The 26056-nt window shown below is 49.7% G+C and carries 27 protein-coding genes; 10 read left to right on the forward strand and 17 right to left on the reverse strand.

Going from position 1 to position 26056, the window contains the following annotated elements; all coding sequences use genetic code 11:
* Positions 1-14 precede the first annotated feature (14 nt).
* The gene (locus tag DXU84_RS20490; RefSeq protein ID WP_013577636.1) at positions 15-632 is read right to left on the reverse strand and encodes a trimeric intracellular cation channel family protein; all 618 of its coding nucleotides are present in this window, start codon (positions 630-632) and stop codon (positions 15-17) included.
* 343 nt (positions 633-975) lie between these two features.
* Here DXU84_RS20490 and DXU84_RS20495 point away from each other — a divergent pair, with 343 nt between their 5' ends.
* Both DXU84_RS20495 and fabF read left to right on the forward strand, forming a co-directional pair.
* Positions 976-1596, forward strand: a complete 621-nt coding sequence (locus DXU84_RS20495) for a TetR/AcrR family transcriptional regulator (RefSeq protein ID WP_013577635.1) — start codon at positions 976-978, stop codon at positions 1594-1596.
* A 145-nt stretch (positions 1597-1741) separates the two neighbouring features.
* On the forward strand, positions 1742-3016 hold the full coding sequence (fabF, locus tag DXU84_RS20500) for a beta-ketoacyl-ACP synthase II (protein WP_013577634.1): 1275 nt from the start codon (positions 1742-1744) through the stop codon (positions 3014-3016).
* A gap of 79 nt (positions 3017-3095) precedes the next feature.
* Here the strand turns inward: fabF and DXU84_RS20505 are convergent, their stop codons facing one another.
* Complete coding sequence (locus DXU84_RS20505) at positions 3096-3959, reverse strand: YicC/YloC family endoribonuclease (RefSeq protein WP_013577633.1); 864 nt, start codon at positions 3957-3959, stop codon at positions 3096-3098.
* Between the two features lie 248 nt (positions 3960-4207).
* On the opposite strand from DXU84_RS20505, the gene rph reads away from it, so the two are divergent.
* From rph to DXU84_RS20525, 4 genes are all read left to right on the forward strand, one after another.
* Positions 4208-4924 carry a ribonuclease PH gene (rph, locus tag DXU84_RS20510; protein WP_153376598.1) on the forward strand — a complete coding sequence of 239 codons (717 nt, stop codon included), beginning with the start codon at positions 4208-4210 and terminating at the stop codon, positions 4922-4924.
* Between the two features lie 83 nt (positions 4925-5007).
* Entirely contained in the window at positions 5008-5649 is a 642-nt protein-coding gene (gene pyrE / locus DXU84_RS20515) for an orotate phosphoribosyltransferase (protein ID WP_037035354.1), read from the forward strand.
* 31 nt (positions 5650-5680) lie between these two features.
* A complete protein-coding gene (locus tag DXU84_RS20520; protein ID WP_153376599.1) occupies positions 5681-7888 on the forward strand; it encodes a DUF2157 domain-containing protein in 2208 nt (735 codons plus the stop codon).
* Positions 7875-8411, forward strand: coding sequence for a GDYXXLXY domain-containing protein (locus DXU84_RS20525; RefSeq protein WP_013577629.1), 537 nt, complete (start codon positions 7875-7877; stop codon positions 8409-8411). The genes DXU84_RS20520 and DXU84_RS20525 overlap by 14 nt, the downstream gene beginning before the upstream one ends.
* A 54-nt stretch (positions 8412-8465) precedes the next feature.
* Here the strand turns inward: DXU84_RS20525 and slmA are convergent, their stop codons facing one another.
* From slmA to coaBC, 3 genes are all read right to left on the reverse strand, one after another.
* Positions 8466-9062, reverse strand: coding sequence for a nucleoid occlusion factor SlmA (gene slmA, locus DXU84_RS20530; RefSeq protein WP_013577628.1), 597 nt, complete (start codon positions 9060-9062; stop codon positions 8466-8468).
* A gap of 171 nt (positions 9063-9233) precedes the next feature.
* The gene (gene dut / locus DXU84_RS20535; RefSeq protein ID WP_013577627.1) at positions 9234-9692 is read right to left on the reverse strand and encodes a dUTP diphosphatase; all 459 of its coding nucleotides are present in this window, start codon (positions 9690-9692) and stop codon (positions 9234-9236) included.
* Positions 9670-10887, reverse strand: coding sequence for a bifunctional phosphopantothenoylcysteine decarboxylase/phosphopantothenate--cysteine ligase CoaBC (gene coaBC / locus DXU84_RS20540; RefSeq protein ID WP_013577626.1), 1218 nt, complete (start codon positions 10885-10887; stop codon positions 9670-9672). The genes dut and coaBC overlap by 23 nt, the downstream gene beginning before the upstream one ends.
* Positions 10888-11071: 184 nt before the next feature.
* On the opposite strand from coaBC, the gene radC reads away from it, so the two are divergent.
* The 4 genes from radC to mutM all read left to right on the forward strand — a co-directional run bounded on the left by radC (position 11072) and on the right by mutM (position 13384).
* Complete coding sequence (gene radC / locus DXU84_RS20545) at positions 11072-11752, forward strand: DNA repair protein RadC (protein WP_013577625.1); 681 nt, start codon at positions 11072-11074, stop codon at positions 11750-11752.
* A 266-nt stretch (positions 11753-12018) separates the two neighbouring features.
* Entirely contained in the window at positions 12019-12255 is a 237-nt protein-coding gene (gene rpmB / locus DXU84_RS20550) for a 50S ribosomal protein L28 (RefSeq protein ID WP_004931195.1), read from the forward strand.
* Between the two features lie 11 nt (positions 12256-12266).
* Positions 12267-12434 carry a 50S ribosomal protein L33 gene (gene rpmG / locus DXU84_RS20555; protein ID WP_004392084.1) on the forward strand — a complete coding sequence of 56 codons (168 nt, stop codon included), beginning with the start codon at positions 12267-12269 and terminating at the stop codon, positions 12432-12434.
* Between the two features lie 140 nt (positions 12435-12574).
* Positions 12575-13384 (forward strand): bifunctional DNA-formamidopyrimidine glycosylase/DNA-(apurinic or apyrimidinic site) lyase, encoded by an 810-nt coding sequence (gene mutM, locus DXU84_RS20560; RefSeq protein ID WP_013577624.1) that lies wholly within the window; start codon positions 12575-12577, stop codon positions 13382-13384.
* A gap of 8 nt (positions 13385-13392) precedes the next feature.
* Here the strand turns inward: mutM and coaD are convergent, their stop codons facing one another.
* The 12 genes from coaD to rfaD form a co-directional block, all read right to left on the reverse strand.
* Positions 13393-13875 (reverse strand): pantetheine-phosphate adenylyltransferase, encoded by a 483-nt coding sequence (coaD, locus tag DXU84_RS20565; protein WP_013577623.1) that lies wholly within the window; start codon positions 13873-13875, stop codon positions 13393-13395.
* Between the two features lie 6 nt (positions 13876-13881).
* Positions 13882-14649, reverse strand: a complete 768-nt coding sequence (locus tag DXU84_RS20570; RefSeq protein ID WP_112197351.1) for a glycosyltransferase family 2 protein — start codon at positions 14647-14649, stop codon at positions 13882-13884.
* Positions 14649-15923 (reverse strand): lipid IV(A) 3-deoxy-D-manno-octulosonic acid transferase, encoded by a 1275-nt coding sequence (gene waaA, locus DXU84_RS20575; protein WP_013577621.1) that lies wholly within the window; start codon positions 15921-15923, stop codon positions 14649-14651. Before waaA ends, DXU84_RS20570 begins: the two co-directional genes overlap by 1 nt.
* Before the next feature lie 120 nt (positions 15924-16043).
* A complete protein-coding gene (locus tag DXU84_RS20580) occupies positions 16044-17189 on the reverse strand; it encodes a glycosyltransferase family 4 protein (protein WP_013577620.1) in 1146 nt (381 codons plus the stop codon).
* Entirely contained in the window at positions 17182-18264 is a 1083-nt protein-coding gene (rfaQ, locus tag DXU84_RS20585; protein ID WP_013577619.1) for a putative lipopolysaccharide heptosyltransferase III, read from the reverse strand. The genes DXU84_RS20580 and rfaQ overlap by 8 nt, the downstream gene beginning before the upstream one ends.
* A gap of 160 nt (positions 18265-18424) precedes the next feature.
* Complete coding sequence (locus DXU84_RS20590; protein WP_126125272.1) at positions 18425-19432, reverse strand: glycosyltransferase; 1008 nt, start codon at positions 19430-19432, stop codon at positions 18425-18427.
* 69 nt (positions 19433-19501) lie between these two features.
* Positions 19502-20788 (reverse strand): O-antigen ligase, encoded by a 1287-nt coding sequence (locus tag DXU84_RS20595; protein WP_037035344.1) that lies wholly within the window; start codon positions 20786-20788, stop codon positions 19502-19504.
* Positions 20785-21789, reverse strand: coding sequence for a glycosyltransferase family 8 protein (locus tag DXU84_RS20600; protein ID WP_126125270.1), 1005 nt, complete (start codon positions 21787-21789; stop codon positions 20785-20787). The genes DXU84_RS20595 and DXU84_RS20600 overlap by 4 nt, the downstream gene beginning before the upstream one ends.
* Complete coding sequence (locus tag DXU84_RS20605; protein ID WP_126125269.1) at positions 21782-22879, reverse strand: glycosyltransferase family 9 protein; 1098 nt, start codon at positions 22877-22879, stop codon at positions 21782-21784. Before DXU84_RS20605 ends, DXU84_RS20600 begins: the two co-directional genes overlap by 8 nt.
* 2 nt (positions 22880-22881) lie before the next feature.
* Positions 22882-23865, reverse strand: coding sequence for a lipopolysaccharide heptosyltransferase RfaC (rfaC, locus tag DXU84_RS20610; protein ID WP_121020207.1), 984 nt, complete (start codon positions 23863-23865; stop codon positions 22882-22884).
* Positions 23865-24914, reverse strand: a complete 1050-nt coding sequence (gene rfaF, locus DXU84_RS20615; RefSeq protein WP_112152576.1) for an ADP-heptose--LPS heptosyltransferase RfaF — start codon at positions 24912-24914, stop codon at positions 23865-23867. The genes rfaC and rfaF overlap by 1 nt, the downstream gene beginning before the upstream one ends.
* A gap of 30 nt (positions 24915-24944) precedes the next feature.
* On the reverse strand, positions 24945-25877 hold the full coding sequence (gene rfaD / locus DXU84_RS20620) for an ADP-glyceromanno-heptose 6-epimerase (protein WP_013577612.1): 933 nt from the start codon (positions 25875-25877) through the stop codon (positions 24945-24947).
* Between the last annotated feature and the right edge of the window lie 179 nt (positions 25878-26056).

Consider the following 26056-nt stretch of genomic DNA (forward strand, 5'->3'; position numbering starts at 1 on the left):
ACAGGAAGGACGCATTAGTGGTCCGAATGCGGGTAATTAAACACAGGCAATCCAAGGCGAAAACGCAGCGCAATAAGACGCGCGGTAAAGCCGATCAGTAACGTGATAATAACCACCAGATTGTGGGGCAGTGAGAAATATTGTAGCCCGATGTAAACCCAGGCTGAGGCAAATGACACGCCGGCATAAATTTCTTTCTGAAAGACCAGCGGGATCTGATTACACATCATGTCCCGCAGCACGCCGCCAAAAACACCGGTAATGACCGCACAAACCGAAGCAATGATAGCGCCATGTCCCATATCGAGGGCCACTTGTGTCCCGATAATGGAAAACACCACCAGCCCCACGGCATCAAGCACTAAAAAGAGCTTTCGCAGATGTTGCATTAAAGGAGCCAGCCAGGTGGTCATTAGCGCGGCCACAGCCACAATCACGATGTACTCCGGATGCTTAACCCATCCCAATGGGTAATGCCCTAAAAGCATGTCGCGAACAGAACCGCCGCCAATGGCCGTCGCTGCAGCAATAATAATGACGCCAAAGGAGTCCATTTTCCGACGTCCGGCAGCCAGAGCACCGGTCATGGCTTCTGCGGTGATCCCAATAATATAAAGAACGGTGAGTAACATGGATGTGCGCCAGACAAATCAGTCAGTGAGGAAACGGTAGCCGCGTAGAGTAATGAGTTTCCCATTAGCTGGCGACTGAGTTTTTCTTTTACATGGCTTTTAACATTACTTTATCTAATGCTGATTTCTCTCGTGTCAGCCATTACTAAAGGGTAAGAGAAAATGTTGCATTATTTTAGATTAGAAAATTGGTGATTACTCGTTTGTTTTGACGGTGCTTTTCCATTTATCCATGACGCCGTTTTTTATCAGAGGTGAATTTTCTTCGCTTATAGGTTACGATTAATTAAAATCGTCACTCATTGACGCACGGCTTAATTGTTTAATCTGCCCGGAGGAGTGTATGAAGCCCGATATTCCGGTTGCGTTAACACAGCGTGGACCTGCCGAGCACGAACGGCGTGAACAAATTATAGATGCGGCATTCGAGCACTTTCGTCTTTATGGCTATGCCAAAACGTCGGTGGCGGATCTTGCCAAGTCGATTGGCGTTTCAAGTGCTTATATTTATAAGTTTTTTGAGTCTAAACAAGCTATTGGCGAAGCCATTTGCTCGCAGCGGGTGGGGCAGATAGATGAAGCGCTCATGGTGATTGCGCAAAGTGACCAAAGTGCGACTCTGCGCCTGAGATCTATTTTTAAAACGCTGCTGACACGTAGTCTGGATCTCTTTTTCCTGGACAGGAAATTACATGATCTGGCCGCGATAGCCTCAGCTCAGCGATGGAAATCCACATTAAATCATCGTGCTATGATATACAGCATTGTTGAGAAAGTGGTTGCCGACGGCCGGGAATCCGGTGAATTTGAGCGTAAAACGCCGCTGGATGAGGTTTGTATGGCGATCACCACGGTGACAACCCCCTTCTCGCATCCGTTATTGCTGGAACAAAAAACACCTGAACAACTGGAAGAACGCGTTCAGGCAATCACCAGCCTGGTGTTGCGTAGCCTCGCAAAGTAGGCACAATAAAATTTTGGGTTACGGGTTTACAAAAACGTAATTCGTCACATACTGTCAGGCTTTATTATCCAGAAACCCGTTTCTGGCCGGTTCATGTAATCGCCTGCAGAAACTTACGTCTTATACAGACAGAGAGGAATGTTTTATGACTCATCGTCGAGTGGTTATTACCGGCATGGGGGCTGTGAGTCCTCTGGGCTGTGATATCGAAACTATCTGGAAGCGTCTGCTGGCCGGTCAGTCTGGTATCCGAGTTTTGCCGGAAGAGATTGTTGAAACGTTGACTGTGAAAATTGGTGGTCAGGTACAAACTAAAGAACAGGACCCTGAGTCAGGATTCGATCCGGATATGTTCGTGGTACCGAAAGACCAGAAAAAAATGGACCGTTTCATTCTGTTTGCGATGGCTGCTGCGGATATGGCTATTGCTGACGCTGGCTGGAAAGCAGAAACGCAGGAACAACAGGAACGTACCGCAACTATCATCGGTTCTGGTATCGGCGGCTTCCCGGCTATTGCCCATGCCGTGCGCACCAATGACAGCCGTGGCGCTAAGCGTTTGTCGCCTTTCACTATACCTTCATTCCTGGTGAATCTGGCGTCTGGCCAGGTTTCGATTAAACATCAGTTCAAAGGCCCGATTGGCGCACCGGTAACGGCTTGCGCGGCAGGTGTTCAGGCGATTGGTGATGCAGTGCGTTTGATTCGCAATGACGAAGCCGATGTTGCGCTTTGTGGCGGCGCAGAAGCGGCGATTGATACCGTGAGCCTGGGCGGTTTTGCTGCAGCGAAGGCCATGTCTACCGGTCATGAAGATCATCCGGAAAAAGCCTCCCGTCCGTTTGACAGCGCGCGTGATGGTTTCATCATGGGCGAAGGCGCAGGCATGCTGGTGATCGAAGAGCTGGAACATGCGAAGGCACGTGGCGCCAAAATTCTGGCTGAGATTGTCGGTTACGGCACCAGCGGTGACGCCTACCACATGACGTCCGGTGCGGAAGATGGCAACGGTGCGGGCCGCGCGATGAAAATCGCCCTGCGTCAGGCGGGTATTCAGCCATCAGACGTGCAACATCTGAATGCTCATGCCACGTCTACACCGGTGGGTGATCTGGGTGAAATCAATGCGATTAAAACCCTGTTTGGCACTGACGGCAAACTGGCTGTTACGTCTACCAAATCTGCGACCGGACACTTGTTGGGCGCGGCTGGCGGGCTGGAGACGATCTTCACCATTCTTGCCGTACGTGACCAAATCGTTCCTCCGACGCTGAATCTGGAAAACAAAGACGAAGCGGCTGCCGGTCTGAACATCGTCGGTAATACTGCGCAGAAACATGACATCACCTATGCCTTATCAAACGGTTTCGGCTTCGGTGGCGTTAATGCCTGTGTCTTGTTGAAACGCTGGGAAGACTAATTTCTTTCTTCGCTGACGCATAAAAAAACGCCTCGGGTTTTATGACCGGAGGCGTTTTTTATTATGCGGGGGAGAGGATTTACTCGATGTTCTGAATCTGCTCGCGCATTTGTTCGATCAACACTTTCAACTCGATGGCTGACGTCGTGACATCAGCATTGATAGATTTAGATGCCAGTGTGTTCGATTCGCGGTTAAATTCCTGCATCATAAAATCAAGACGACGGCCCACGGCTTCTTCTTTCTTCATGATTTTATGTGTTTCTTTGACGTGCGCTTCAAGTCGGTCCAGCTCTTCAGCTACATCGACACGCTGCGCCATTAGAACCAGTTCCTGCTCCAGACGGGTATTTTCCAGCTGAACCTGCGCATCTTCCAGTTTGCTGACCAGGCGCTCGCGCTGCCATTGCAGAATATTTGGCATCTGGGCGCGGACTTTTACCACTTCTGCACTCACACCGTCGAGACGCTGTTCGATCATCGTTTTCAGTGCGGCACCTTCGCTTTCGCGTGCGCTGATGAAATCGTCCAGTGCTGTTTCCAGCGCCAGCAGCAACTCGGTGCTGATGGCATCCAGATCCTGTTCTTCAGCCAGCATCACGCCCGGCCAGCGCAGGACTTCCAGCGGATTAATTTCGCCTTCATCACTTTGCATTTTCACCCATTGCGCGGCTTCAACCAGCTGTTTCGCCAGTTTTTCATTGAGCTGCAACGTGCTTTGTGCGCCCGGATCGAGATCAAAACGCAGATTACATTCGACTTTACCGCGGGTAAGCCGGGCGCGAATGCGCTCACGGACAACCGGCTCCAGGCTGCGGAATTGCTCGGGCAGACGGATGTAGGTTTCGAGATAACGTTGGTTTACCGAGCGGAGTTCCCACGCTGCGCTGCCCCAGTCACCCTTAATTTCGCGTCGGGCATAAGCGGTCATACTTCTGATCATGTATGCGTACCTGTTAATGTAAAGATGCAGCGATTATAGCCGTGCCATGCCAGTCATGATAGGTATAACCTCCTGAAGTCCGTATCCCCGTCACCCTTCAGGCTGCCTCTGCGTTGGCGTCGTTTACTCATTCCGGTCGCTTACGTGAGTAAGCTCGCGGAGTTCATTCACTTGCCGCCTTGATGCAACCTGAATGTTTTTGGGTATAATGCGCAGCCAAACATGATTCGTGACCCGGAGAAGTATCCATGCGTCCAGCAGGCCGAAATGCACAACAAGTGCGCCCCGTAACACTGACCCGCCATTACACTAAACACGCTGAAGGTTCCGTGCTGGTGGAGTTTGGTGATACTAAAGTGCTATGTACCGCGACGGTGGAGGAAGGTGTTCCGCGTTTTCTGAAAGGTCAGGGACAAGGTTGGATCACCGCAGAGTACGGCATGTTGCCGCGTTCTACCCATACGCGTAATGCGCGTGAAGCCGCAAAAGGCAAGCAAGGCGGTCGTACTCTGGAAATTCAGCGTCTGATTGCCCGTTCCCTGCGTGCTGCGGTGGAACTGAAAAAGCTGGGTGAATTCACCATTACGCTCGACTGTGATGTGTTGCAGGCGGACGGCGGCACGCGCACTGCGTCCATTTCTGGTGCTTGCGTTGCTCTGGCGGATGCACTGAATGCGCTGGTAGCTGCAGGTAAACTGAAAGCTAATCCGATGAAAGGCATGGTTGCAGCGGTTTCCGTAGGCATCGTGAAAGGCGAAGCGCTGTGTGATCTCGAGTATGTCGAAGACTCAGCGGCAGAAACCGACATGAACGTGGTGATGATGGAAGATGGCCGCATGATTGAGGTGCAGGGCACCGCAGAAGGTGAGCCATTCAGCCACGAAGAGTTACTCGGTTTACTTGCTCTCGCCAGAGGGGGCATCGACACTATCTTCCAGGCGCAGAAAGCGGCGCTGGCGGAATAATTTTTTAAGGCGACTGAGAAGTCGCCTTTTTTATGGCCTGCGGGCTGACAATAAGAAATAAGACGTTATAGAGGAGACCATCAATGAAAGCCTATCAGCGCCAGTTTATTGAGTTCGCACTGAACAAACAGGTTTTGAAATTCGGTGAATTTACCCTGAAGTCCGGGCGCATCAGCCCTTACTTCTTCAATGCTGGTCTATTTAATACTGGCCGTGATCTGGCGTTACTGGGACGTTTTTATGCCGAAGCATTGGTGGATTCCAAAATTGATTTCGATTTAGTGTTTGGCCCGGCTTACAAAGGTATTCCAATCGCGACGACCACCGCGGTTGCACTGGCTGAGCATCATGAGCGCGATGTGCCATACTGCTTTAACCGCAAAGAAGCCAAAGACCATGGTGAAGGCGGCTTGCTGGTCGGCAGCCCTTTGCAGGGGCGTGTCATGCTGGTCGATGATGTGATCACCGCCGGTACTGCCATCCGTGAATCGATGGAAATCATCAACGCGAACAAAGCCACTCTGGCTGGCGTATTGATTTCTCTGGACCGTCAGGAACGTGGACGCGCAGATATCTCCGCTATTCAGGAGGTTGAGCGCGACTATCATTGCAAAGTGATTTCAATTATTACGCTGGCCGACCTGATTGAGTATCTGGAAGAAAAGGCGGAAATGGCTGACCATCTGGCTGCTGTGCGGGCTTACCGGCAGGAGTATGGTGTTTAATATCGGGTAAAACCTCAAAGGCAGGGATGTCATGACACAAAATGAAGCCGGCAGCAAAGAATGGATGCCTTCGCGGGCGGCAGAGTTTCTCTGTCGCCAGACGGAGCGTCTGGTCAAAAGCGGTAGCCTGACGCCGGCCGCATGTCAGCGTATTTATGACTTTTGTGGCGTCCGGCCGGGTTATCCCGAATGGCAGAAATTTCTGGTTCCCTTACTCTCCCTGCTGGGTCTGTTATCACTGGTGGCCGGTGCCGTATTCTTTGTAGCCTGGAACTGGGCTGATATGCCAAAGATGGCAAAATTTGCGCTGGCCGAGTTACTGATCGTTGCGCTTGCCGTCGTCGTCTGGTGGCGCTGGTATGACGGGATTGCACGCAGTGCCTTGCTGGCTGCGGGTCTCGGCTTTGGTGCTCTGTTTGCCCTTTATGGCCAGATTTATCAGACGGGGGCCGACAGCTGGGAGCTGTTCAGGGCCTGGCTGTTTGTTTTCCTGCCTTTAGCCTTAATCGCCCGACAGAACAGTCTGTGGTTCTGCTCCTGGTTACTTGCCAATCTGACGTTTCAGCTCTATTACGCCACGGTGTCTATGTCCCTGATGGACAGCGCCGTATTCGACGGTCTCGACTATTTTCCCACAACTGCGCTCTACAGCTATCTGATTGCGCAGACGTTGTGCCTGATTATTCGCGAAGTTCTGGCCATACGGGTCATTAAGCACAATCCCCACGCCTGGCTTGCCAGCCGCTGGTTTTCCCGGGTGATGGCTGGCTTCCTGCTATTAGTGCTGACTTGCATTGTTGCCGAAAATATATCCGGTTGGGGATACGATACCCCTCACCCCTTCGTCACCGCTTTATGGCTGGCAGTCTTAGTGGTGAGTTACTTCTTTTATCGTTATCGCTATCCTGATCTCTGCATGCTGACTCTGGGAACCGCCAGCGCAGCGGCAGTGGGATGTGTGCTGATCGTGCAGATGTTCGACAGTTCTTACGATATTGGCGGCCTGTTTATGCTGGGCTGCCTGATGGCTTTATGGCTGCCGGGATGTGGCGCCCTGATGCTCTACTGGCGGCGTAAACTCTATGAGAGCCAGCCGGTCGAGGTTTCTTCCACGGAAATGGCAGTGCTGACGGAACAACTACGCCGAAATGATTTGCTTAGTCAGGTGCAAATTGAAGAGATTCAGCAATACGATCACTCCTCTCATCTTCCCTGGTACCTGCGACTGACACTGGGTATCGGTGGCTGGGTCGCCGCGATGATTATTTTATTTCTGCTGATTCTGGTGCTGTATGTTGTCGACCTGCTCAATGACCCCAATGCAGCCACGGTGATTATCCCTTCTCTGCTCCTTGCAATTGTTGCGGGTGGGCTTTTGCGTATGCAGGGCGTGAGTAAGCATCATATCGGGCTGGCATGGGCGATAGCCGCGACCTGCGGCCTCTGTTTTGGTTTCTATCTTCTCTTTGAACCCGACTGGGAAATGTCCTTCCTGGTGGGCTCGCTCTGTTCATTACCGGTGCTTACGTTGATGGTGCTGGCAATGCGCGATCGTACTTTCCGCTTTATGGCGATAACGGCGCTGACATTTTTGCTGATCCTTTCCGGCAATTTGCTGACAGGGATGTATTTACCGCCGGTCACCCGTTTTTGGGCGGTTTCAGCGCTGGTTGCTGTCATTGTGATTTTCTGGCTGTGGATTATCAGAGAACAAATTAACTTAAAAGCCACATCATGGGCTGAGGCTGTTTTTCCTCTCCTCTGGGGTATTCCTTCCGGCCTGATATTGCAGTGTTTTTCCGCCATTAACACCTCGCTTCTCTTCGATGTTTTCTGGCGGCCAGCGGAGTATTTTCCTCTTTCGGGAGGAACTGGCGCAGGCATTGCCGCAGGTTTAGTACTGGTGTGTTTGTATCAGACTGTGGTGAAAAAGACGCCATCAGCAATGCTGTATCTGGTGGCGGCGGTTGTGTGTGGCGTCGCAGCCTTTTATGCGCCGGGAATTGGCCTGGGGCTGTGGCTATTACTGATGGCGCGTTATCAGGGAAATCAGGGGATTTTAGCCGCGAGCGGCTGTTTCCTCGCGCTGTATGTTATCGACTGGTATTACTTCCTCGGCGTCAGCTTATTACAGAAATCCCTTCTGATGTTTGTCACCGGCGTGGTGTTGCTGGCGCTGGCCTTTGCAGCCAAAAAACTGATCCCCGTGCGTAAGGAGGAAGCTTATGCAAACCCGTAATCTGAGGAAATGGCTGTCAGGAGTAGTGATACTGCTGGCACTGATCGCAGTGAATGCGGGTATCTGGCAAAAAGAGCAGGTGCTTAAACAGGGTGCGGTAATGATATTGCAGCTTGCGCCGGTTGATCCGCGTTCTTTGATGCAGGGGGATTACATGGCTCTCAATTATGCCATCACGCGATCTTTGCAAGAGGAGCTATACCAGCAACGTCAGGGTTGTAATTCTCTTCCACAGACGCCTTGTTTTCCTGTTAGTGGCAAAATTATTGTGGCAGTTAATGAGCACCGGCAGGTCACTCAGGCGCGGTTTGATAGCGGTGACCCGCTGAAGCCCGATGAATTACGGGTTAACTATCATATGAATGCCGGAACACTGATGGTGGGAACTAATGCGTATTTTTTCCAGGAAGGGCAAGGTGAACGTTTCGCCCGTGCGCGTTATGGTGCATTTCGGGTAGGTGATGACGGCACAGCGTTACTGACCGCGATGCTGGATGAAAATGGGAAAATGATTCAGCCATAATATGAAAAAAGGGCCTTTCGGCCCTTTTTAGATTTGACGTTTGTCCCTGCGCGTTTATTGCAGCTGAGCAGAGATAAGTGGCCAGCGGGTATCGAAGTCCTGAGTCGGTTTGTACTTGAATTCAGAACGTACAAAACGTGACAGCATCCCTTCGCAAAATGCCAGTAACTGGCTGGCGAGTAGAGTTTCATCGCTGATGAATCCGCTGCCTTCACGCATTTTCTTTTCCCGCAGTACCTGACGCAGTTGCGCTTCAATCCGCTCGAAAAGTTGGTTGATGCGGCCCTGCAAACGGTCCTGTTCAAACATCAGGGCATGGCCGGTCATAATACGGGTCAATCCCGGATTACGCTCGGCAAACCCTAAAATCAGCAGCAAAATCAGACGTATTCTGTTTAGCGTATCCTTTTCATCCTGCAGGATGAGATTGATACGGGTGATCAGACTGTCTTCGATAAACTCAATTAAGCTGTCAAACATCCGCGTTTTACTGGGAAAATGACGATAAAGAGCTGCTTCTGAAACCCCCACGCTGGCGGCGAGCTTTGCAGTCGTGATCCGCTGGCTGCCGTCGCTGGACTGAAGCATTTGCGCTAATGCCTGCAAAATCTCTTCGCGCCTGTTCCTTTTTGTCGTTTCTTTCTCTGCCATGTCTGAATAGACCCTTGCTAAAAAACGGCTAAAATCATGGAGAAACCGCACAACTGCCGCATGAATCGCTGTGATCCTGCGGCTTATTTCGTTCCCTTCGCGTTGTTACGGTCTGATAGTGATAAGGATCTGTTCAATATCGCGTCAAAATCAGCGGTGCTGAACAGGTTCTTATTGGCGACCTGAGTGGCCAAAGCCCCCTTCGCCGCGTTCACTGGCGTCAAAATCTTCCACCAGATTGAATTCTGCCTGAACGACAGGCACAAACACCATCTGAGCAATGCGCTCGCCCGGTTCGATAACAAATGTTGTCTGACCACGGTTCCAGACGGACACCATAAGTTGGCCCTGATAATCTGAATCGATAAGGCCAACCAGATTGCCCAGTACAACGCCGTGTTTATGACCCAGACCGGAACGTGGCAAAATCACCGCCGCCAGATTAGCATCACCAATATGGATAGCCAGACCTGTTGGCAGCAGTGTGGTTTCGCCCGGTTTCAGTTCTACAGAAGCATCCAGACAGGCGCGTAAATCCAGACCCGCAGACCCCGGTGTCGCGTAAGCCGGTAAAGGGAAAGTCGAACCGATGCGCGGGTCGAGAATTTTAATGTCGATTTTTTTCATCATAACGGCTGACAATCTCTTCTAATAAACGTTGGCCAAGCAGGGACTTATCGCTGAGTGGTAAGATTTTATCCCCGTCCTGCCAAAAAAGATGCAAGGCATTGGAATCGCTGTTGAAACCTTGCCCGGCAAGTGAAACATCGTTGGCGCAGATCAGATCCAGATTCTTACGGATCCTTTTTTGCCGCGCGTATTCTTCCACATTCTGGGTTTCAGCGGCAAACCCCACGACGTAAGGCCGGTTTTCTGTCATGGCCGCGACGCCAGCGACGATGTCAGGGTTTTTAATCATTTTTACAGTGATTTCATCGCCTTGCTTTTTGATCTTCTCATCAGCAATACGTTCTGCGCGATAATCTGCCACGGCAGCGCAGGAAATAAAAATATGCTGAGAAGCTGCCGAAAGCTGGACGGCTTGCTCCATTTCCAGCGCACTTTCCACATCAATACGATGAACACGGGCAGGCGTCGGTTGCGTCACCGGCCCGGCGATCAGCGTTACTTTGGCACCACGTTCAGCGGCGGCTTTGGCAATGGCAAAACCCATTTTGCCGGAACTGTGATTACTGATGAAGCGGACAGGATCCAGCGGCTCACGGGTGGGGCCTGCGGTCACCATAATATTCAGATGCGCCAGATCCTTGCGCGAAGAGAAATGCGCATTGGCCATATCCACAATCACCAGCGGGTCCAGCATACGTCCCGGGCCAACATCGCCGCAGGCCTGACTGCCGCTGTCCGGCCCCCACAACAATGTGCCCCGTGCTGCCAGGCTTTGCAGGTTTTCTTGCGTGATGGCCGCACGATACATTTGCTGGTTCATCGCAGGAAGTACCGCGACCGGTGCCGCTGTCGCCAGACACACCGTCGTCAGCAGATCATTTGCCATGCCAGCATTCATGCGAGCCAGCAAATCCGCTGTGGCAGGCGCGATAATGACTAAATCTGCCCATTTCCCTAACTCGATATGTCCCATTGCCGCTTCGGCCGCCGGATCAAGCAGGTCGTCAGAAACCGGATAGCCAGAAACAGCCTGCAGGCTCAGCGGAGTCACGAAAGATTTCGCCGCTTCTGTCATGACGACGCGAACTTCAGCGCCTCTTTCACGTAAGCGACGTACCAGTTCTGGTGCTTTATAGGCAGCGATACCACCGCTGATACCGAGCACAATATGTTTGCCGGAAAGTCCCGTCATCATCATTGTCCGATTGGTTGAAAGCTGAAAGAAGCGACATTTTAGCATAACGGGGAATGATGACAGCTATTGGCGATGCGTCGAAAGTTGAGGAATAAAAATTCTGCGTAACATCTCGCAAGCTGACATACCGGACGTTATGACAGGGAGAATGCTGTGACACAATCGCCGCAAAAAAGGAGTCAGGATGACGAAACAGCAAAACCAGTGGCCGGGAGTGATGCCACCGCGCGAAAAATTATTGCAGCAAGGGGCAAAAGAGCTGACGGATCAGGAATTGCTGGCGATTTACCTGCGTACAGGATGCCGGGGATTGCATGTGATGGACCTGGCAAAGAATCTGCTGGAAGAGTTCGGTTCATTGCATCAGTTACTGATGGCGGATTTTGACGCCATGGCGCGCACGAAAGGAATGGGGGTTGCCAAGTTTTCGCAACTTGTGGCGGTGTCCGAATTATCCCGCCGCGCTTATCTGCGCCACCTGAGTGCCGAAAATGCGATGCTCAGCCCCAAAGTTATCCGTGAATATTTGCAGAATTTACTCGTTTTTCGGGAAAGAGAGGTGTTCCTGGTACTTTTTCTCGACAACCAGCATCGCGTTATTCGCCATGAGGAGATGTTTGCTGGTACTATTGGGCACGTAGAAGTGTATCCCCGCGAAATTGTTCGTGGTGCGATGAAGGTTAATGCGGCAGCCCTAATTCTGGCGCATAATCACCCATCCGGTCGGGCTGAGCCCAGTCTGATGGACAGAAAAGTAACTGAACAGATTATTCGAGCGTGCCAGTTGCTGGAAATTCGTGTCCTCGACCATTTGGTTGTAGGCCACGGAGAAACGGTATCTTTTGCCGAACGCGGCTGGATTTAACTTCGTTTTTTGAAGATCCTTAGGGATCTTTAGCTGTTCGGGACTTGAGCACTTACGCTACAGAGCGTATACTACGCCACCTTTGAGAATCTTGGGTTTGGCGTTAAGAGCCTATCTCAGCAGGTTTCTGACCTGATGAATTGGTTTTTTACCCGACGACAGTGAGTCGGTTCTCAGTGGAGTTTGCTGAGATGGGCTCTAAAAGCCTGACGAGGCGGCCATACCCTATACGAAGCTCGAGCTGATTTGATTTTTGGAGAATAGACATGTCCCGAGTCTGCCAAGTTACTGGCAAGCGCCCGGTGAGCGGTAACAACCGTTCCCACGCAATGAACGCGACCAAACGCCGTTTTCTGCCGAACCTGCACTCCCACCGTTTTTGGGTTGAGGCTGAGAAGCGCTTTGTAACTCTGCGTGTATCTGCTAAAGGTATGCGTGTTATTGATAAGAAGGGTATTGAGACGGTCTTGGCCGATCTGCGTGCCCGCGGTGAGAAGTATTAAGGAACTGCATCATGGCTAAAGGTGTTCGCGAGAAGATCAAGCTGGTTTCTTCTGCTGGTACTGGTCACTTCTATACCACCACGAAGAACAAGCGTACTAAGCCGGAAAAATTGGAACTGAAGAAATTCGATCCAGTTGTCCGTCAACACGTGATCTATAAAGAAGCTAAAATTAAATAATTTTAGTGGATTGCTAAAACCCGGCTCCGGCCGGGTTTTTTATTGCCTGAATTTCGTGATTTCCATTTAGTGCGACTTTTATTTGCCTGATGTCGGTGTCTGCGACACACTTTGAACACGATTTTGCTCAAGGGGAAATTATGCCGGAATTACCTGAGGTTGAAACCAGCCGCAGAGGGATTGAACCCTATCTGAAAGGTCACACGATACTGCATGCCATTGTGCGTAATCCGCGCCTGCGCTGGCCTGTCTCGGCGGAGATCTTAGCGTTAAGCGATCAGCCGGTTCTGAGTGTGCAGCGTCGGGCAAAATATCTGCTGGTTGAGCTGCGAACCGGATGGATTATCATTCATCTGGGCATGTCCGGCAGTTTGCGGGTATTGCCGGAAGAAACTGAAGCAGGTAAGCATGACCACGTTGATCTGGTGATGGATACCGGCCATGTGCTGCGTTATACCGATCCGCGACGTTTTGGTGCCTGGTTATGGTCTTCTGATCTGGCGGCCAGTAATGTCTTAGCCCATCTGGGGCCGGAACCGCTGAGCGAGGATTTCAACGCAGATTATCTGTTTGAGAAATCCCGTACGAAGAAATCGCCAATCAAACCCTGGCTGATGGATAACAAACTGGTAGTCGGCGTCGGGAATATCTATGCCAGTGAATCCCTGTTTGTTGCCGGTATTTCACCTGACAGACCTGCACATTCGCTCAAACGTGATGAGACGGAATTGCTGGTGAGAACCATCAAAGCGGTATTGCTGCGCTCTATTGAACAGGGCGGGACGACGCTGAAAGACTTTCTACAGTCAGATGGGAAGCCAGGATATTTTGCACAAGAACTGCAGGTATACGGCAGAACGGGCGAGCCTTGCCGCGCATGTGGTACGCCCATTGAGAGTAAGAAACACGCTCAGCGCACCACGTTTTTCTGCCCGCGCTGTCAGCGCTAACGCATGATTCAGGCGCTGATTTTTTCCATCAGTGCCTGAGTAATGATTTGCGGCAGGAAAGGCGTGATATCCCCACCGTGGCGGGCGACTTCTTTGACCAGCGAAGAAGAAATAAACGACCATTCTTTTGAGGGCATCATGAACACGCTTTCCAGCGTTGGCAGCAAATGTCGGTTCATGTTTGCCAGTTGCATCTCATATTCAAAATCAGACACCGCACGTAATCCCCGTACCAGCACGTTTGCGCCCTGATTTTTGGCGAAATTCGCCATCAAATCGCTGAAACCAATGACTTCAACATTATCCAGATGGGATGTGACCTGGGTCGCCAGCGCCACGCGTTCATCCAGCGAAAACATCGGTTTTTTGCTCGGGCTGGCCGCAATCGCAAGAATGACCTGGTCGAACATCAGCGCCGCACGGGTGACGATATCGAGATGCCCGTTGGTCATCGGGTCGAAAGTGCCGGGATAAATTGCCTTAGTGCTCATGACGGCTCACTTTTGCAGTTGGTGGCTGAGTGCCCACAGGGCGGCATATTTATTGAACGTATATTGTGCATTGACGCCTGCCAGGATCAACCCCTGCTTTCCATCCATAAAACCGGCCCGCAGGATCCAGGTTTTGACGAATGCGCCCAGCGTATGCGAAAGAATTGAGGAAAAACTGCAACGGCGGCCTTGCTGATTACGTTGCTCTGCCCATGCCTGCGCATAGCTGAGTTGTTTACGCTGGAAGGCGAAAAGGTCGCGACAGGTGAGATGCAGCAGGTCACCTTGCAAAGCAACGACAGTCGCATTGCCTGTGTTCAGTGATTCATGCACCAGATCGTCGTTGTAGCAGAATGTAGCAGGGTACAGGCGGTTGACCCGATCAGGATACCAGCCGCTGTGGCGCATGAATTTTCCGAGGAACAGATTACTGCGTCCGAGGCTATAAACGGTATTTTCCTGCGGGCAATTCAGCACGGTTTCAATCGACTGTCGTAATTCAGGGGTGACACGCTCGTCGGCATCGATCATCAAAATGTAGTCACCGGTGGCATGACTTTGCGCCAGCTGGCGCTGTTTGCCAAAACCCGGCCACTCTGTGTTCTGGAATACTTTAGCGCCGAAGTGGCGGGCAACATCCTGCGTCGCATCGTTGCTGCCGGAATCGAGCAGAATTATTTCATCTGCCCAGTCTACTGACTTAAGGCATTCCGGCAATAAATCCGCCTCATTACGGGCAATCAGCACGACGGATAAACGTTTTTTATCAGCCATTAATGACTCCGGATGGGCAGATAAGGCTCCAGTAAATGCAGCAGGCGCTGTAACGCCCCCTGATTTTGATGCAGAACTTCAACGGCATGGCGACCGTAATACAAACGGTAGTCTTCATCGGTCAACAGTGTAGAAATTTCTTTCACCAGCGATGCAGTATCAGTGACCGTGATCAGACCGTCGTCCTGAGCCAGCTTGGCGCAGATGTCTTTGAAATTGAAGGTATGGGGTCCCATCAGCACCGGAATTGCGTGGGCTGCCGCTTCCAGGGGATTATGGCCTCCGCGATCGACCAGGCTGCCGCCGACAAACGCCAGGTCAGCAATGCCATACAGCAACATTAATTCGCCCATCGTATCGCCTATCACGACCTGAGTGGCCGAAGAAGGGACTTCCCCTGAGCTGCGCTGAATGAAAGAGAGGCCAGCTTTGCGCGTCAGCTCACAAGCTACCGGGAAACGTTCAGGATGGCGCGGCACCAGAATAAGCAGCAAGTTCGGATGCGCTTTCAGCAGCTCTTTGTGCGCCTCCAGCAGTAAAGTTTCTTCGCCTTCATGCGTACTGGTAGCGATCCACACCTGACGGCGTGATGCCCACTGGCTGCGCAGTGCAATGGCTTTTGCCGCGAGCTCGGGGGTGACCGAGATATCGAATTTCAGGCTACCGGTCACCGCAAGCTGGTTGCGTTTGAGTCCTAAAGATAAGAAGCGTTCACCATCTTCCTGATTCTGTGCGGCGATCAGTGTAATGCGTTGCAAAATGGTACGGATGAATTTGCCTAGCTTCTGGTATCCCTTCGCTGAGCGGGCAGAAAGACGGGCATTGGCGATAACCAGTGGAATTTTGCGACGATGCAATGCACTGATAAGGTTCGGCCAAAGCTCGGTTTCCATAATGATTACCAGCTTGGGGTTAACCTCATCCAGGAAACGATTTACGGATCCGGCCAGATCATAAGGCAGATAGACGTGGTGCACACCCTTGCCAAAAGCGGACTGAACACGCTCTGAGCCTGTCGGTGTCATGGTGGTGACGGTAATTGGCAAGGAAGGATAACGATGACGTAATGCGCGGACTAAAGGGATCGCTGCCAGCGTTTCTCCAACGGAAACGGAATGCAGCATAATGCCGCCGGAGACAACCTTTCCTTTGCAGAAGCCATAACGTTCAGCCCAGCGTTTACGATAGGCGGGCGACTTGCGGCTGCGCAAAAGTAAACGGATCCAAATCAATGGCTGAATTAAATATATGATTATATTATAAAAAATATTCATCTTTTATCAGGCGTTGCATAAGGGAAAGTCAATTTCATAGAGCGAAAATAGTCCCGGCGGATAGATGGGCACATGTTATCAGATAAGTGTGATCGACTCATCATGTCAGCGCCTGCGTCCTCAGACCAGTAACGAGTGATAAAGTGTAACCAACTGTTTTGAAAGGTTTTTAGGGCTGTAAGGTAAAATCCGCTCTCTTGCCGCATTTCCCATCTGGTCATTTTCCTGACGGGAAGGAATTTTATTGACGTATTCGCTAAGTCTTATCACATCCAGGGCATCGCAAACGAAGCCTTCGCGCCCCTGCAGAATAAACTCTGCGCCACCACAGGTTTCGCTGGTGATAACGGGCAATCCGCAGGCCATGGCTTCAAGAATCACGTTCGGGAACGGGTCGTATAATGTCGGCAGAATCATGCCATCAGCCGCATGGTAATAAGGGAGTACATTGTTTTGTACCCCGACAAAGCGGACCCGGTCGGCGCACCCTGATTGCTGAGCCAGCGACGCATATTTTTTCTGGTCTTTATCTTGTCCGACGACAATGAGGTAGCGATCGCCACAAGCGATCGCTTCAATGGCAGGCTTCAGCCCTTTGCGTTCAAAACCTGAACCTACGTAAATCAGTGCCACGGCCTGCGCAGGAATTGAAAGCATTTCACGCGCAGCAAGGCGCTGTGCATCTGTCGCCGGTACGAATTTTTGGGAATCAATGGCGTTATAGATCACTTCAAAACGGCTCTCATCAACTCCGTAACAGCGGATGATATCCCGTTTTACCATCTCAGAATTGCAGATGATTTTTTTCAATGCCGGGGAGTGGAACATCTCTTCTTCGGCTTGCAGGACATAGCGGTGGTAGGGGCTGATTTTTGTAAGAAAACGCTGAAGAGGGGAAATGACACGCGCCCGTTGTTCCAGCCAGACACGATGTGCACCATCGCCGGCCCGGAAAATGTCGCAACCCGGAATACGTTCGTGGCTTTGCACTATGTCGAAATGTTCCTGTTTCCAACATTGTTGCGCAGCAGCGGCAAAACCCTTCTCACGTGAAACACGGCCATACTTTGCCGGATTACACAGGTGAATTTTCCATTGCGGATTTGGCTTGCCTTCCCACTGGCGGGTAATAATATTCAGATCAATATTTTGGTCATCCAGTGCCTCCAGGGCGCGGGAAATAAAACGTTCCGCGCCGCCATCCGGGCGATATTTTTGTCTGACAATCGCTAAACGGATGTTTTTCCCACTGGCGGCATTAGTCATGCAGATAACTCCTGGCTGCATCAATCACATCACTGACAGGGATTGCATGCAGATAACGTTGTTGAGTTTTTGTATCGATCGAATCGGGTGCGGGTAGCGGCGCGTAGTCCCCCGCCCAGAGAGTGGTATTATTTTTGCCCCATGGACGCCAGTGTTGCATTTTCGTCGGGCCGAATAAGGCGACGCAAGGCGTATTAAGCGCGGCGGCCATATGCATCGGCGCAGAATCCACCCCAATAAAGAGTTTTGCACCGTCAATCATTGCAGCCAGCTGGGTCAGTGATAACTGACCGGCGACAGAGATCACCTGCGGATTGTGCGTGAGATCCTGGATTTTGCTCACCATATCCAGCTCTTTCTTATCCGGGCCGGAGGTCATCACGATCGTCAGGCCGGTTTCAGCAAGTCCATCAATCACATTGGCGAATTTGTCATCATCCCAGCATTTGAACGTCCAGCGGGAGGTTGGCTGAATCACAATATATTCGCCGGACACCTGATTTTTCAGAAGTAATTGCTGACAAAATGACTTGTCACTTTCTGAATAATGCATTGATGTCAGAGCGTTATCGGTGGAAATACCAAGCGGTGACAAAATCGACATATTCTGTTCGACAGTATGCAAAATGCTGTGATTTTCGGTCGTCACTAACTGCGTATGACCTGCCCGCCAGAAAGCAGAACGTCGTTTTTTATAGTCGAATCCTAAACGAACTTTCGCGCCACTAAATCGGGAAATCAAAGCACTGCGCCATTGATCGGCAAGATTAATCACCAGATCATAATGTCGGTCGCGAACAGCTTTGAGTAACTGATATTCCTGTTGTAACTGATAGCGGACACCTTGTTTTTTCCATGTTCTGTCAATGACATGGATATGAGATAGCGCTGGATGTTCACTGAGAATAGGGCGAGTTTCTTTATACAGAAGCACATCAATTTCAGCATCGGGGTAATGCTCGCGTAGCCTGTTTATCACCGGCGTGGTCAGCACCATATCTCCATGATGACGGAGTTTCACCAGAAGAATTCTTTGGGGTCTGAACGCTGCGTATTTGGCTTCTGAATTAGGCATTCTATTATCTGATAGTAGAATATAGTGAGTTGATTTTAGGTGAAGAATCGTATGCTGTGAAGTTATTTATCTTCCTGATATAGAAAGATAAATAACTTCATTTATGAAATAGTTAGATTCCACTTAAACGAATAAAGGAATCGTCTCTTTCTGAAACAACTTAACCGAGTTTTTTACGCAGGTTATGGAGACGATACAGCCACAGTAACAGTTGCCACCATTGTTTCGGTCCGCGTGCGTTACGCAGCATTATCCTGCGTGTGCCGGAGGTGTAAATATCGTCGATCATGGCTTTCTGAGCGGCCTGAACAGGCTCGCGGCGAACAGAATGACAAACCGTCAGGGCTTCCCGGGTGACCTGTCTCGGAAACTCCGCATAGATTTTTACCTGGCCTTTATATCGCTCATTTAATTCATCAAGCATTTTTGCAATTTTCAGGTAATGCCGTTGATATTCAACGTTTTTCATTCCGGTTCTTTTTTGGTTACTGATTGACTGACCATGAATGTAATAGCGATAAAGCACCTCTTGGGTGTATTTCACGCGGCGTGCGTTGAACATGAATTCGGTTGTCCAGGGAATATCCTGATGATGCAGGCCGGGTTCAAAATACAGATGATGCTTTTTAATAAGTTCGAGACGATAGACACCTAACCACACTACGTGCAAATAACGGTTTGTTGCCAGCGCCATTTTAAGCCAGTCCGGGCCATCCAGCACGGCAGTCGACGTTAAACGATCGGTAGGGATGATGGGTTTAACTTTTTCTGAGCCGACAAAATAACGTTCACCATTGCATTGTGCGACATCCAGATCATCCTGTTCACACAGTTCAATCAGTGTTTGGTACATGTTCGGATAGAGTATGTCATCGGCATCCGGAAAAGTGACGTACTGACCTTTGGCGATATCCAGGCCAGCATTACGCGCACGCGATACGCCGCCGTTAGCCTGATGAATGACGCGAATATGCGGGTATTTCTCAGCATATTCTTGCGCAACGCACTCGGAACCGTCTGTCGAACCATCATTGACGATAATGATCTCGAAGTTTGTCAGCGTCTGGGCGACGAGCGAATCCATAAAGTTTCGGAACATTTCCCCTGCGTTATACAGAGGGATAATCGCGCTGAGCTTAATGTTGTCGGATGTCGTTGTAAGGGGCATATCACACAATTTCCACTGATAAGGAGGGCAATCAACCGGGCCGGTGTAAGTTTCACAGCCCGGAAAAAATCATTGTTTTTCTATCGGGGGATGTGGCCTCATCCTGAGCATCATCAGGTAGGCAAATACCAGCACAATAAAATACGGTGATTCGCGATTGTAAAACTGGGTATCACCCATGCTGAAGTAAATTACCGGGACCGACAGTAATAAAAATTCGTAACCTTTGGGCACCAGCCTGAAGGGATAGAGCAATAATACGGCGAAGAAAAGTACCATAATCAATGCGCCTAAAATTCCCTGTAATGACATTGTATCGATAATATCATTGTGCAAATGGAACTGAAGATTGCGTAACGCTTCCGGGTTTCCGCCTTCATGCTCATCGATGAACGTGGTGGCAAGTGCATTGCGGCTGTCGGCGGACTGACCAAACGGGTGATGTTTGAAAGCATCCACTCCGGCTCGCCACATTGAGAAACGCGCACCGACTGAAGTATTACGCTCCCCGTCATTGTAAGAGGTAACCTCGTTTTGGAGATTATCGAAGCGGGTGAGGACTTTATTGTAATAAGGATGACCAGAAGTCACGGCGGCAATAATTAAGACCGCAATGGCAAAACCGTAGATGATTTTAGACGTATGCGAGCTTTTGGTGAAATCGTAAATAATGCTGCCTGCACTAATAAGTATAAAGAGTATTATTGCAGAGCGGGTTTCTGTGGCAGCGAGAACCGCAAAAGTTAGCGTCATCACAATCAGACAAATGAGCCTGTAATGCTTTAACGCATGATATTTAAGACTGTACATCACCAGCAAAGAAAAAATAGTAAATGTATAGGCGCCGGAAGTCGGAGCGTCAGAATTTATTTTCATTCTTTCGCCTGTCTTTAAATAAACAATGATTCGTATGACGGATATAACGATAAAAAGAATCGTCATAATAGCTATCCCCGTGCGCACTGTCAGTGCAGGGATTTTCCATTTGTGAATGTTATGTTCAATGGCATACAGAATAAATGAAGCTAATATGAGTCTCTTACCGCTAATTTGGTAATGATAGGCAATGAGCGGATATTGATGGTTTACGGTGAGCATAACCCAAAGCAACTTGCTGATACCCAGAAGTAGAATTGTGCAGGCAACCGGGTAGAATTTAATTTTCTTATCAACACGCAGGGTGACGTAGATGAAATACAGGACAGCAATATACGTTGCGATATAAAAGAAATTCCGGGTTATTTCACCAGAGTACATAAAGAAAGAAATGGAAATGGTAATCAATAAGAATAGTAAAGATGCAAGTTTATCGTCAAAAGACGATTTTTTTATCTGTGCCATCAGATTACTTTTCATAAAGAGCTTTTCCTGAAAATCTTATTATTCATATATTTGGTCATCCAGCGCAAACTGGTCAAATAGCGACCCTTATGCCAGAGTGCCTGGGCATAGCGTTTCATCTCTTTATAGGAAACCGGCACGTCATGTGGGACTGCGTGCCATGGGGATTGCGCATAATATTGATCATAAATATCGGCCAGTTCTCCCATTCCCCAAAGGTGCCAGGGTTTACATTTACCCGTATAATGAATCAGGATGGTATCTTTCGGTATATCAACTCTCTTTCCCACTTTATTTAAAATGATGTCACACACAAAATTATATCTTTTAGGAAGCAGCAGAACTTCATGTTCCAGGACAATATTAAGTGCGTCCTGGTCAGGGAATTTAAATTCACTTTCCTGAAGGCTAAGTGTCCGGATGATCCGCTCAGTTGTATTTTTCTCAAGCCATTGAGGGATATTGATGTATAAGAATCCTGAGTTGAAATAATTTCCCTTTGTCAGACTTAACTGTGAACAAAGTTTATTTCTTGCCCGTTGCGTATCATTGACGGCTGCCAGCGTATAAGGGCTGATATCCATCTCGCTCAGTTCTTTATAACTGCCTAAACATAATGTGTCCGCGTCAAGGTAGAGTAATTTTGATGTGACGCCAGAAAGGATGTAGGGAGTGAATAACCGATAATAAATAGCCTGAGGATAGCGCCCCATCAGCGGTAAAGCAGTGAACGCAGATTCTTTAAAAACGTAACAGGTGATGGCCAGCGGATGATTTGCCGCCAGCTCAAGCAGCCGGGATTTTGATATTTCATCGAGCGCACTGCCAAATATATGAATATGAAAAGCTAAGTCAGGATTGTTTTTCAGAACAGAAAAGACAGTGACCCCCATACCACGGGCATAGGCATTATTTATTCCGAATGCGATATGGACCACAGGGAGTGATGAATCCCCTAAATTATTCACGAGCTCTTCTTTATGCTCGAGATAGCTCATATATTCATGGTCAGACATAGTGTTGTACCTGACTTGTTTTGCTTATAACAAATGAACGTATTTTCTCCAGTTGAGCATCACTGAGTGAAAAAAGTTCTTCAGCACTGTGCCGGAATTGATAAGGTGCTGAGAAAATAAAAGATTCAGGCGCGAGTTTTTTATCTTCAGGCGTCAGGATGAGTGGCGCATAGGTTGGATGCTGCTCGGTTAAGGCACAAGGACCCGCTAAACATACCACTGGGATATTCACCGCATCTGCGATATACACGTTTCCAGAATCTGAGGCGATATACATATCCATCTGAGAAATGGCATGTGGGACTTCATGCAATTTTAGCTTACCGATCAGGTTAATGATGTTTTCGCGAGCACTGAGTTTTTCCAGCAACTGATCAAGGTATTTCTGCTCATTCTCCGGGCCAAAAACATAAAACTGACAAGGAAGGCCAGCCAGGGTATTAAGGATTTTAATCCATACCGCTGTCGGAATTGTTTTAGCTTTATTGCCTGCCGAAATGCTGATACCAATTTTGACCTGCTTGCTTGCCGCCAGCTCCGGCAAGGTTTTTTCAGGTATCCACAAGGGAAGGGTGGCATGTTTAGTATAGCTTTCTGCACTGAGGCTGGGGTCTGCCAGCTTAAGATAACTTTCCAGCGTAAAATCGGTTTTCTGATGCAAACGAACAACGTCGGCCGTCTGATAAAAAATTCCGTGATACCACTTGCGGGTATAAGCGATCAGAAAGGCTTTATGCTTCGCATTACAGAAGGCGGCATAGAAGCCGTTAACGCTGTTAGGTTGCAGCAGATAAATATTGTCGTAGCGGTTGAGCAGGCGAAAGGCGAGACCAATTTTACTGACTAAAGATTTTTTGTAATCTTCAATGAGATAAATAGAATCGATCGTCGAATCGTGTGCAGCCAAAGGCAAAACCGTTTTACTGATCAAGACATCTGATTTTTTTAAATGCTTCAGTAAAGGCGTGATATTGACGAAATCACCAATTTTGGCGGTTTGTATGACCAGATTTCGTCCTTTGCCCTGATGAAAAGGCTTCATCAGCATTTTGAACGGCCACAGCAAGATGAAAATAATCACGTAGCTCATGGTCAGTTCACTTCCTCTTTCGCAGCGGTCAGATCACTCAGACGCTCAAAGACGGTTTTGGCTGGTAAGTTTTCCAGTGAATTGTTCCCGGCTTTGAGGATAAACTGATTCTTTCCATACCCGCCAATCAATCCCGGATCGGTCGGTCCGTAAAGCGTGATATTTGGACGATCCAGCGCGGCAGTCAGATGGCTCAGCCCCGTATCAACAGAAATGACCGCTTTCGCACCGGCTAAAACCTCAGCAACTTTTTCCAGACTCAACTTGGGCAACACCTCGACATAAGGGAAACCTTCCGCCAGACGCAATGCGCGCTGATGTTCATGGTCTGCCCCCCACGGAAGTTTGATGCGGATATCTTGCCCGCCGAACATGCTGATCAGCTCACGCCAGTGTTCTTCCGGCCAATGTTTATCGGCGCGGGTGGTGGCATGAAGAAACACCAGATACCGGCCCGCGTCGGCAGGAAGATGGGAGAGGAAACGTGCTGCAATAGCATAATCTCCCTGGCCTGATGGCTTTTCATAGCCCAGGCTTTTCGCAAACAATTCCCGGGTACGCTCTACCGCGTGCTGCTTTTTATCGATTTCATGACGCTGATTGTAGAACCAGCTGGCGAATGGTTCACGGGCACTTTTACAATCCTGACCGTGTTTTTCACCTTTGGCGACACGGGTGATCAGTGCCGCGCTTTTAATCAGACCCTGAGCATCAATGATCGCATCATAGGTTTGAGACTGAACTTCGCGTTTGAAATCACAGCGTTGCTGACGGGTTTCAGAGCCGAACCAGTTTTTACGCCAGCGGCGGATGGCGACAGGTATCACGCGATCAACGGCAGGATGCCAGCCGGGGATCTGGCTAAATCCTTCTTCCACGACCCAGTCAAAGCGGATCCCGGCAATGGCCTGCATAGCATCCGTCAACGCCGGAAGGGTATGCAGAACGTCGCCCATGGACGACGTTTTGACGATGAGAACCCGCATTAAAGCTCCTTCCTTGCGCTCAGCAACTGGGTGAGTTCCTGATAAACTTGTCCGGGTTGAATATCAATTAAACTTTGGTGATAGCCTTCTTCAGCATCGCCTTTACGGACTTTATGATAGCCAGTGATCAGACGTATAACTTTTGCCTGATGGCTGAGGGGCGGTGTGAAGTCCGGGCTGCTGGGCCCGTAAAGTGCTATCAGCGGTTTATCCAGCGCGGCGGCAACATGCATCAGGCCTGAATCATTACTGACGACCGCATGACAGGCGGCAATCATCACCACCGCCTGATCCAATGAGGTTTTCCCCGCCAGATTGAGACAGAAAGGTTGCGCGTTTTCTGTCAGTGCCAGGCGGATTTGTTCACCTGCTGCGTTATCTTTTGCAGAGCCAAAGAGCACCACCTGATAGCCTTCGCTGATCAGTTTTTCAGCCAACACCGCGTAGTGATAATGAGGCCAGCGCTTTGCCGGACCAAACTCTGCGCCAGGGCAGAAACCAATCAGCGGCCGGGTGTTATCCACAGAGAATGAGGTTTTAACCGCGGTGACTTCAGCGTCGCCGACCTCTAATTTAGGCCAGAGAATGGGTTGTGGAAGATCAGCGGCAGTTTTGATTTGCCGGGCATCGTAGCCCAGAGCAGCATAACGCTGAACCATCAGTGGAAAAGCGGGTTTATCCAGCACCCGCAAATCATTGAGCAGACCATAGCGCATTTCGCCACGCCAGCCGGTGCGTTGCGGAATACGGGCAAAGAAAGGAACCAGCGCCGATTTAAACGAGTTAGGCAGAACGAATGCACGCTGATATTTCTCATTGCGCAATGAAATACCCAGACGACGACGTTCGCCCAATTCCAGCGCACCGTGGCCCAGCGGCATGGCCAGCGCCTGATGTACTTCCGGCATGCGATCAAGTAAAGGACGGCACCATGCAGGTGCCATCACGTCAATCTGAGCGTCGGGGTGCGCAGCTTTCAGGGTGCGATAAAGACTTTGTGACATCATCATGTCACCGACCCATGACGGCCCAATTACCAGTATTTTCATACCGTTAATCCATTCCTCAATGTGCAGGGCTTAAACTGTGCGGTTAAGCCAGCTCATGTATTCCGTAACACCTTCGGCAACCGTTTTGAACGGTTTGTCGTAACCGGCGTTACGCAGGGCCGTCATGTCGGCCTGTGTGAAGGACTGGTAACGGCCTTTGAGTTTTTCCGGGAATGGAATGTATTCGATATCGCCCGACTTGTGGTATGCCACGACAGCATCTGCCACAGCCTGGAAGGATTCCGAACGTCCGGTACCGCAGTTAAAAATGCCCGAAACACCGTTTTGCCAGAACCACAGGTTCACGGCTGCCACATCACCCACGTAGATAAAATCGCGTTTGAAGCCTTCGCTGCCCGAGAACAGTTTTGGGTTCTCCCCGGCCTTGATCTGATTATTCAGATGGAACGCTACGCTCGCCATGCTGCCTTTATGGCCTTCACGCGGTCCGTAAACGTTGAAATAACGGAAACCACAAATTTGAGATTCAGCGTGCGGCAGAATTTCGCGAACATACTGGTCAAACAGGAACTTAGAGTAACCATAGACGTTCAGCGGTTGCTCGTATTTACGCTCTTCAACAAAGCTGGTGCTCTGGCTACCATAAGTGGCTGCGGAAGACGCATAAAGGAAGGGAATGCTGCGATCTAAACAATAATGCAGGACATCTTTAGAGTACTGATAGTTGTTATCCATCATGTACTTGCCGTCCCACTCGGTAGTGGAAGAGCATGCGCCTTCGTGGAAAATGGCGTCGATATCACCCAGATCGTCGCCGGCCACGATGCTGGCGATAAAATCTTCTTTGTCGCAATAATCCGCAATATCCAGATCCACCAGATTGACGAACTTGGTGCCATCTTTCAGATTATCCACCACCAGAATATCGCGGTATCCCATATCATTGAGCGATTTAATAATATTGCTGCCGATAAAACCAGCGCCGCCAGTGACGATTATCATGGGATTCACCTTTAATCATTTGAAGAACTGCGCACCATGCACAGCCTGTATATTGGGTAATATCATAACACTTCATTATGAAGCTCACATTGGGAAGGTGTCCGATAACAGGGATTCTTATGTTTCAGAGCGTAAGGCGTGAACTATGCTGCAAAACAAAGATATTGTGAGCACTTCCA

Source organism: Rahnella sp. RcJ3 (assembly GCF_009498575.1).
In the GTDB taxonomy this organism is placed as follows: domain Bacteria; phylum Pseudomonadota; class Gammaproteobacteria; order Enterobacterales; family Enterobacteriaceae; genus Rahnella; species Rahnella aceris.

Excerpts from the sequence above, each read along its gene's own strand:
- DXU84_RS20490 (WP_013577636.1), bottom strand. The coding sequence starts at position 632 with ATGTTACTCACCGTTCTTTATATTATTGGGATCACCGCAGAAGCCATG.
- DXU84_RS20495 (WP_013577635.1), top strand. The coding sequence starts at position 976 with ATGAAGCCCGATATTCCGGTTGCGTTAACACAGCGTGGACCTGCCGAG.
- fabF (WP_013577634.1), top strand. The coding sequence starts at position 1,742 with ATGACTCATCGTCGAGTGGTTATTACCGGCATGGGGGCTGTGAGTCCT.
- DXU84_RS20505 (WP_013577633.1), bottom strand. The coding sequence starts at position 3,959 with ATGATCAGAAGTATGACCGCTTATGCCCGACGCGAAATTAAGGGTGAC.
- rph (WP_153376598.1), top strand. The coding sequence starts at position 4,208 with ATGCGTCCAGCAGGCCGAAATGCACAACAAGTGCGCCCCGTAACACTG.
- pyrE (WP_037035354.1), top strand. The coding sequence starts at position 5,008 with ATGAAAGCCTATCAGCGCCAGTTTATTGAGTTCGCACTGAACAAACAG.
- DXU84_RS20520 (WP_153376599.1), top strand. The coding sequence starts at position 5,681 with ATGACACAAAATGAAGCCGGCAGCAAAGAATGGATGCCTTCGCGGGCG.
- DXU84_RS20525 (WP_013577629.1), top strand. The coding sequence starts at position 7,875 with ATGCAAACCCGTAATCTGAGGAAATGGCTGTCAGGAGTAGTGATACTG.
- slmA (WP_013577628.1), bottom strand. The coding sequence starts at position 9,062 with ATGGCAGAGAAAGAAACGACAAAAAGGAACAGGCGCGAAGAGATTTTG.
- dut (WP_013577627.1), bottom strand. The coding sequence starts at position 9,692 with ATGATGAAAAAAATCGACATTAAAATTCTCGACCCGCGCATCGGTTCG.
- coaBC (WP_013577626.1), bottom strand. The coding sequence starts at position 10,887 with ATGATGACGGGACTTTCCGGCAAACATATTGTGCTCGGTATCAGCGGT.
- radC (WP_013577625.1), top strand. The coding sequence starts at position 11,072 with ATGACGAAACAGCAAAACCAGTGGCCGGGAGTGATGCCACCGCGCGAA.
- rpmB (WP_004931195.1), top strand. The coding sequence starts at position 12,019 with ATGTCCCGAGTCTGCCAAGTTACTGGCAAGCGCCCGGTGAGCGGTAAC.
- rpmG (WP_004392084.1), top strand. The coding sequence starts at position 12,267 with ATGGCTAAAGGTGTTCGCGAGAAGATCAAGCTGGTTTCTTCTGCTGGT.
- mutM (WP_013577624.1), top strand. The coding sequence starts at position 12,575 with ATGCCGGAATTACCTGAGGTTGAAACCAGCCGCAGAGGGATTGAACCC.
- coaD (WP_013577623.1), bottom strand. The coding sequence starts at position 13,875 with ATGAGCACTAAGGCAATTTATCCCGGCACTTTCGACCCGATGACCAAC.
- DXU84_RS20570 (WP_112197351.1), bottom strand. The coding sequence starts at position 14,649 with ATGGCTGATAAAAAACGTTTATCCGTCGTGCTGATTGCCCGTAATGAG.
- waaA (WP_013577621.1), bottom strand. The coding sequence starts at position 15,923 with ATGAATATTTTTTATAATATAATCATATATTTAATTCAGCCATTGATT.
- DXU84_RS20580 (WP_013577620.1), bottom strand. The coding sequence starts at position 17,189 with ATGACTAATGCCGCCAGTGGGAAAAACATCCGTTTAGCGATTGTCAGA.
- rfaQ (WP_013577619.1), bottom strand. The coding sequence starts at position 18,264 with ATGCCTAATTCAGAAGCCAAATACGCAGCGTTCAGACCCCAAAGAATT.
- DXU84_RS20590 (WP_126125272.1), bottom strand. The coding sequence starts at position 19,432 with ATGCCCCTTACAACGACATCCGACAACATTAAGCTCAGCGCGATTATC.
- DXU84_RS20595 (WP_037035344.1), bottom strand. The coding sequence starts at position 20,788 with ATGAAAAGTAATCTGATGGCACAGATAAAAAAATCGTCTTTTGACGAT.
- DXU84_RS20600 (WP_126125270.1), bottom strand. The coding sequence starts at position 21,789 with ATGTCTGACCATGAATATATGAGCTATCTCGAGCATAAAGAAGAGCTC.
- DXU84_RS20605 (WP_126125269.1), bottom strand. The coding sequence starts at position 22,879 with ATGAGCTACGTGATTATTTTCATCTTGCTGTGGCCGTTCAAAATGCTG.
- rfaC (WP_121020207.1), bottom strand. The coding sequence starts at position 23,865 with ATGCGGGTTCTCATCGTCAAAACGTCGTCCATGGGCGACGTTCTGCAT.
- rfaF (WP_112152576.1), bottom strand. The coding sequence starts at position 24,914 with ATGAAAATACTGGTAATTGGGCCGTCATGGGTCGGTGACATGATGATG.
- rfaD (WP_013577612.1), bottom strand. The coding sequence starts at position 25,877 with ATGATAATCGTCACTGGCGGCGCTGGTTTTATCGGCAGCAATATTATT.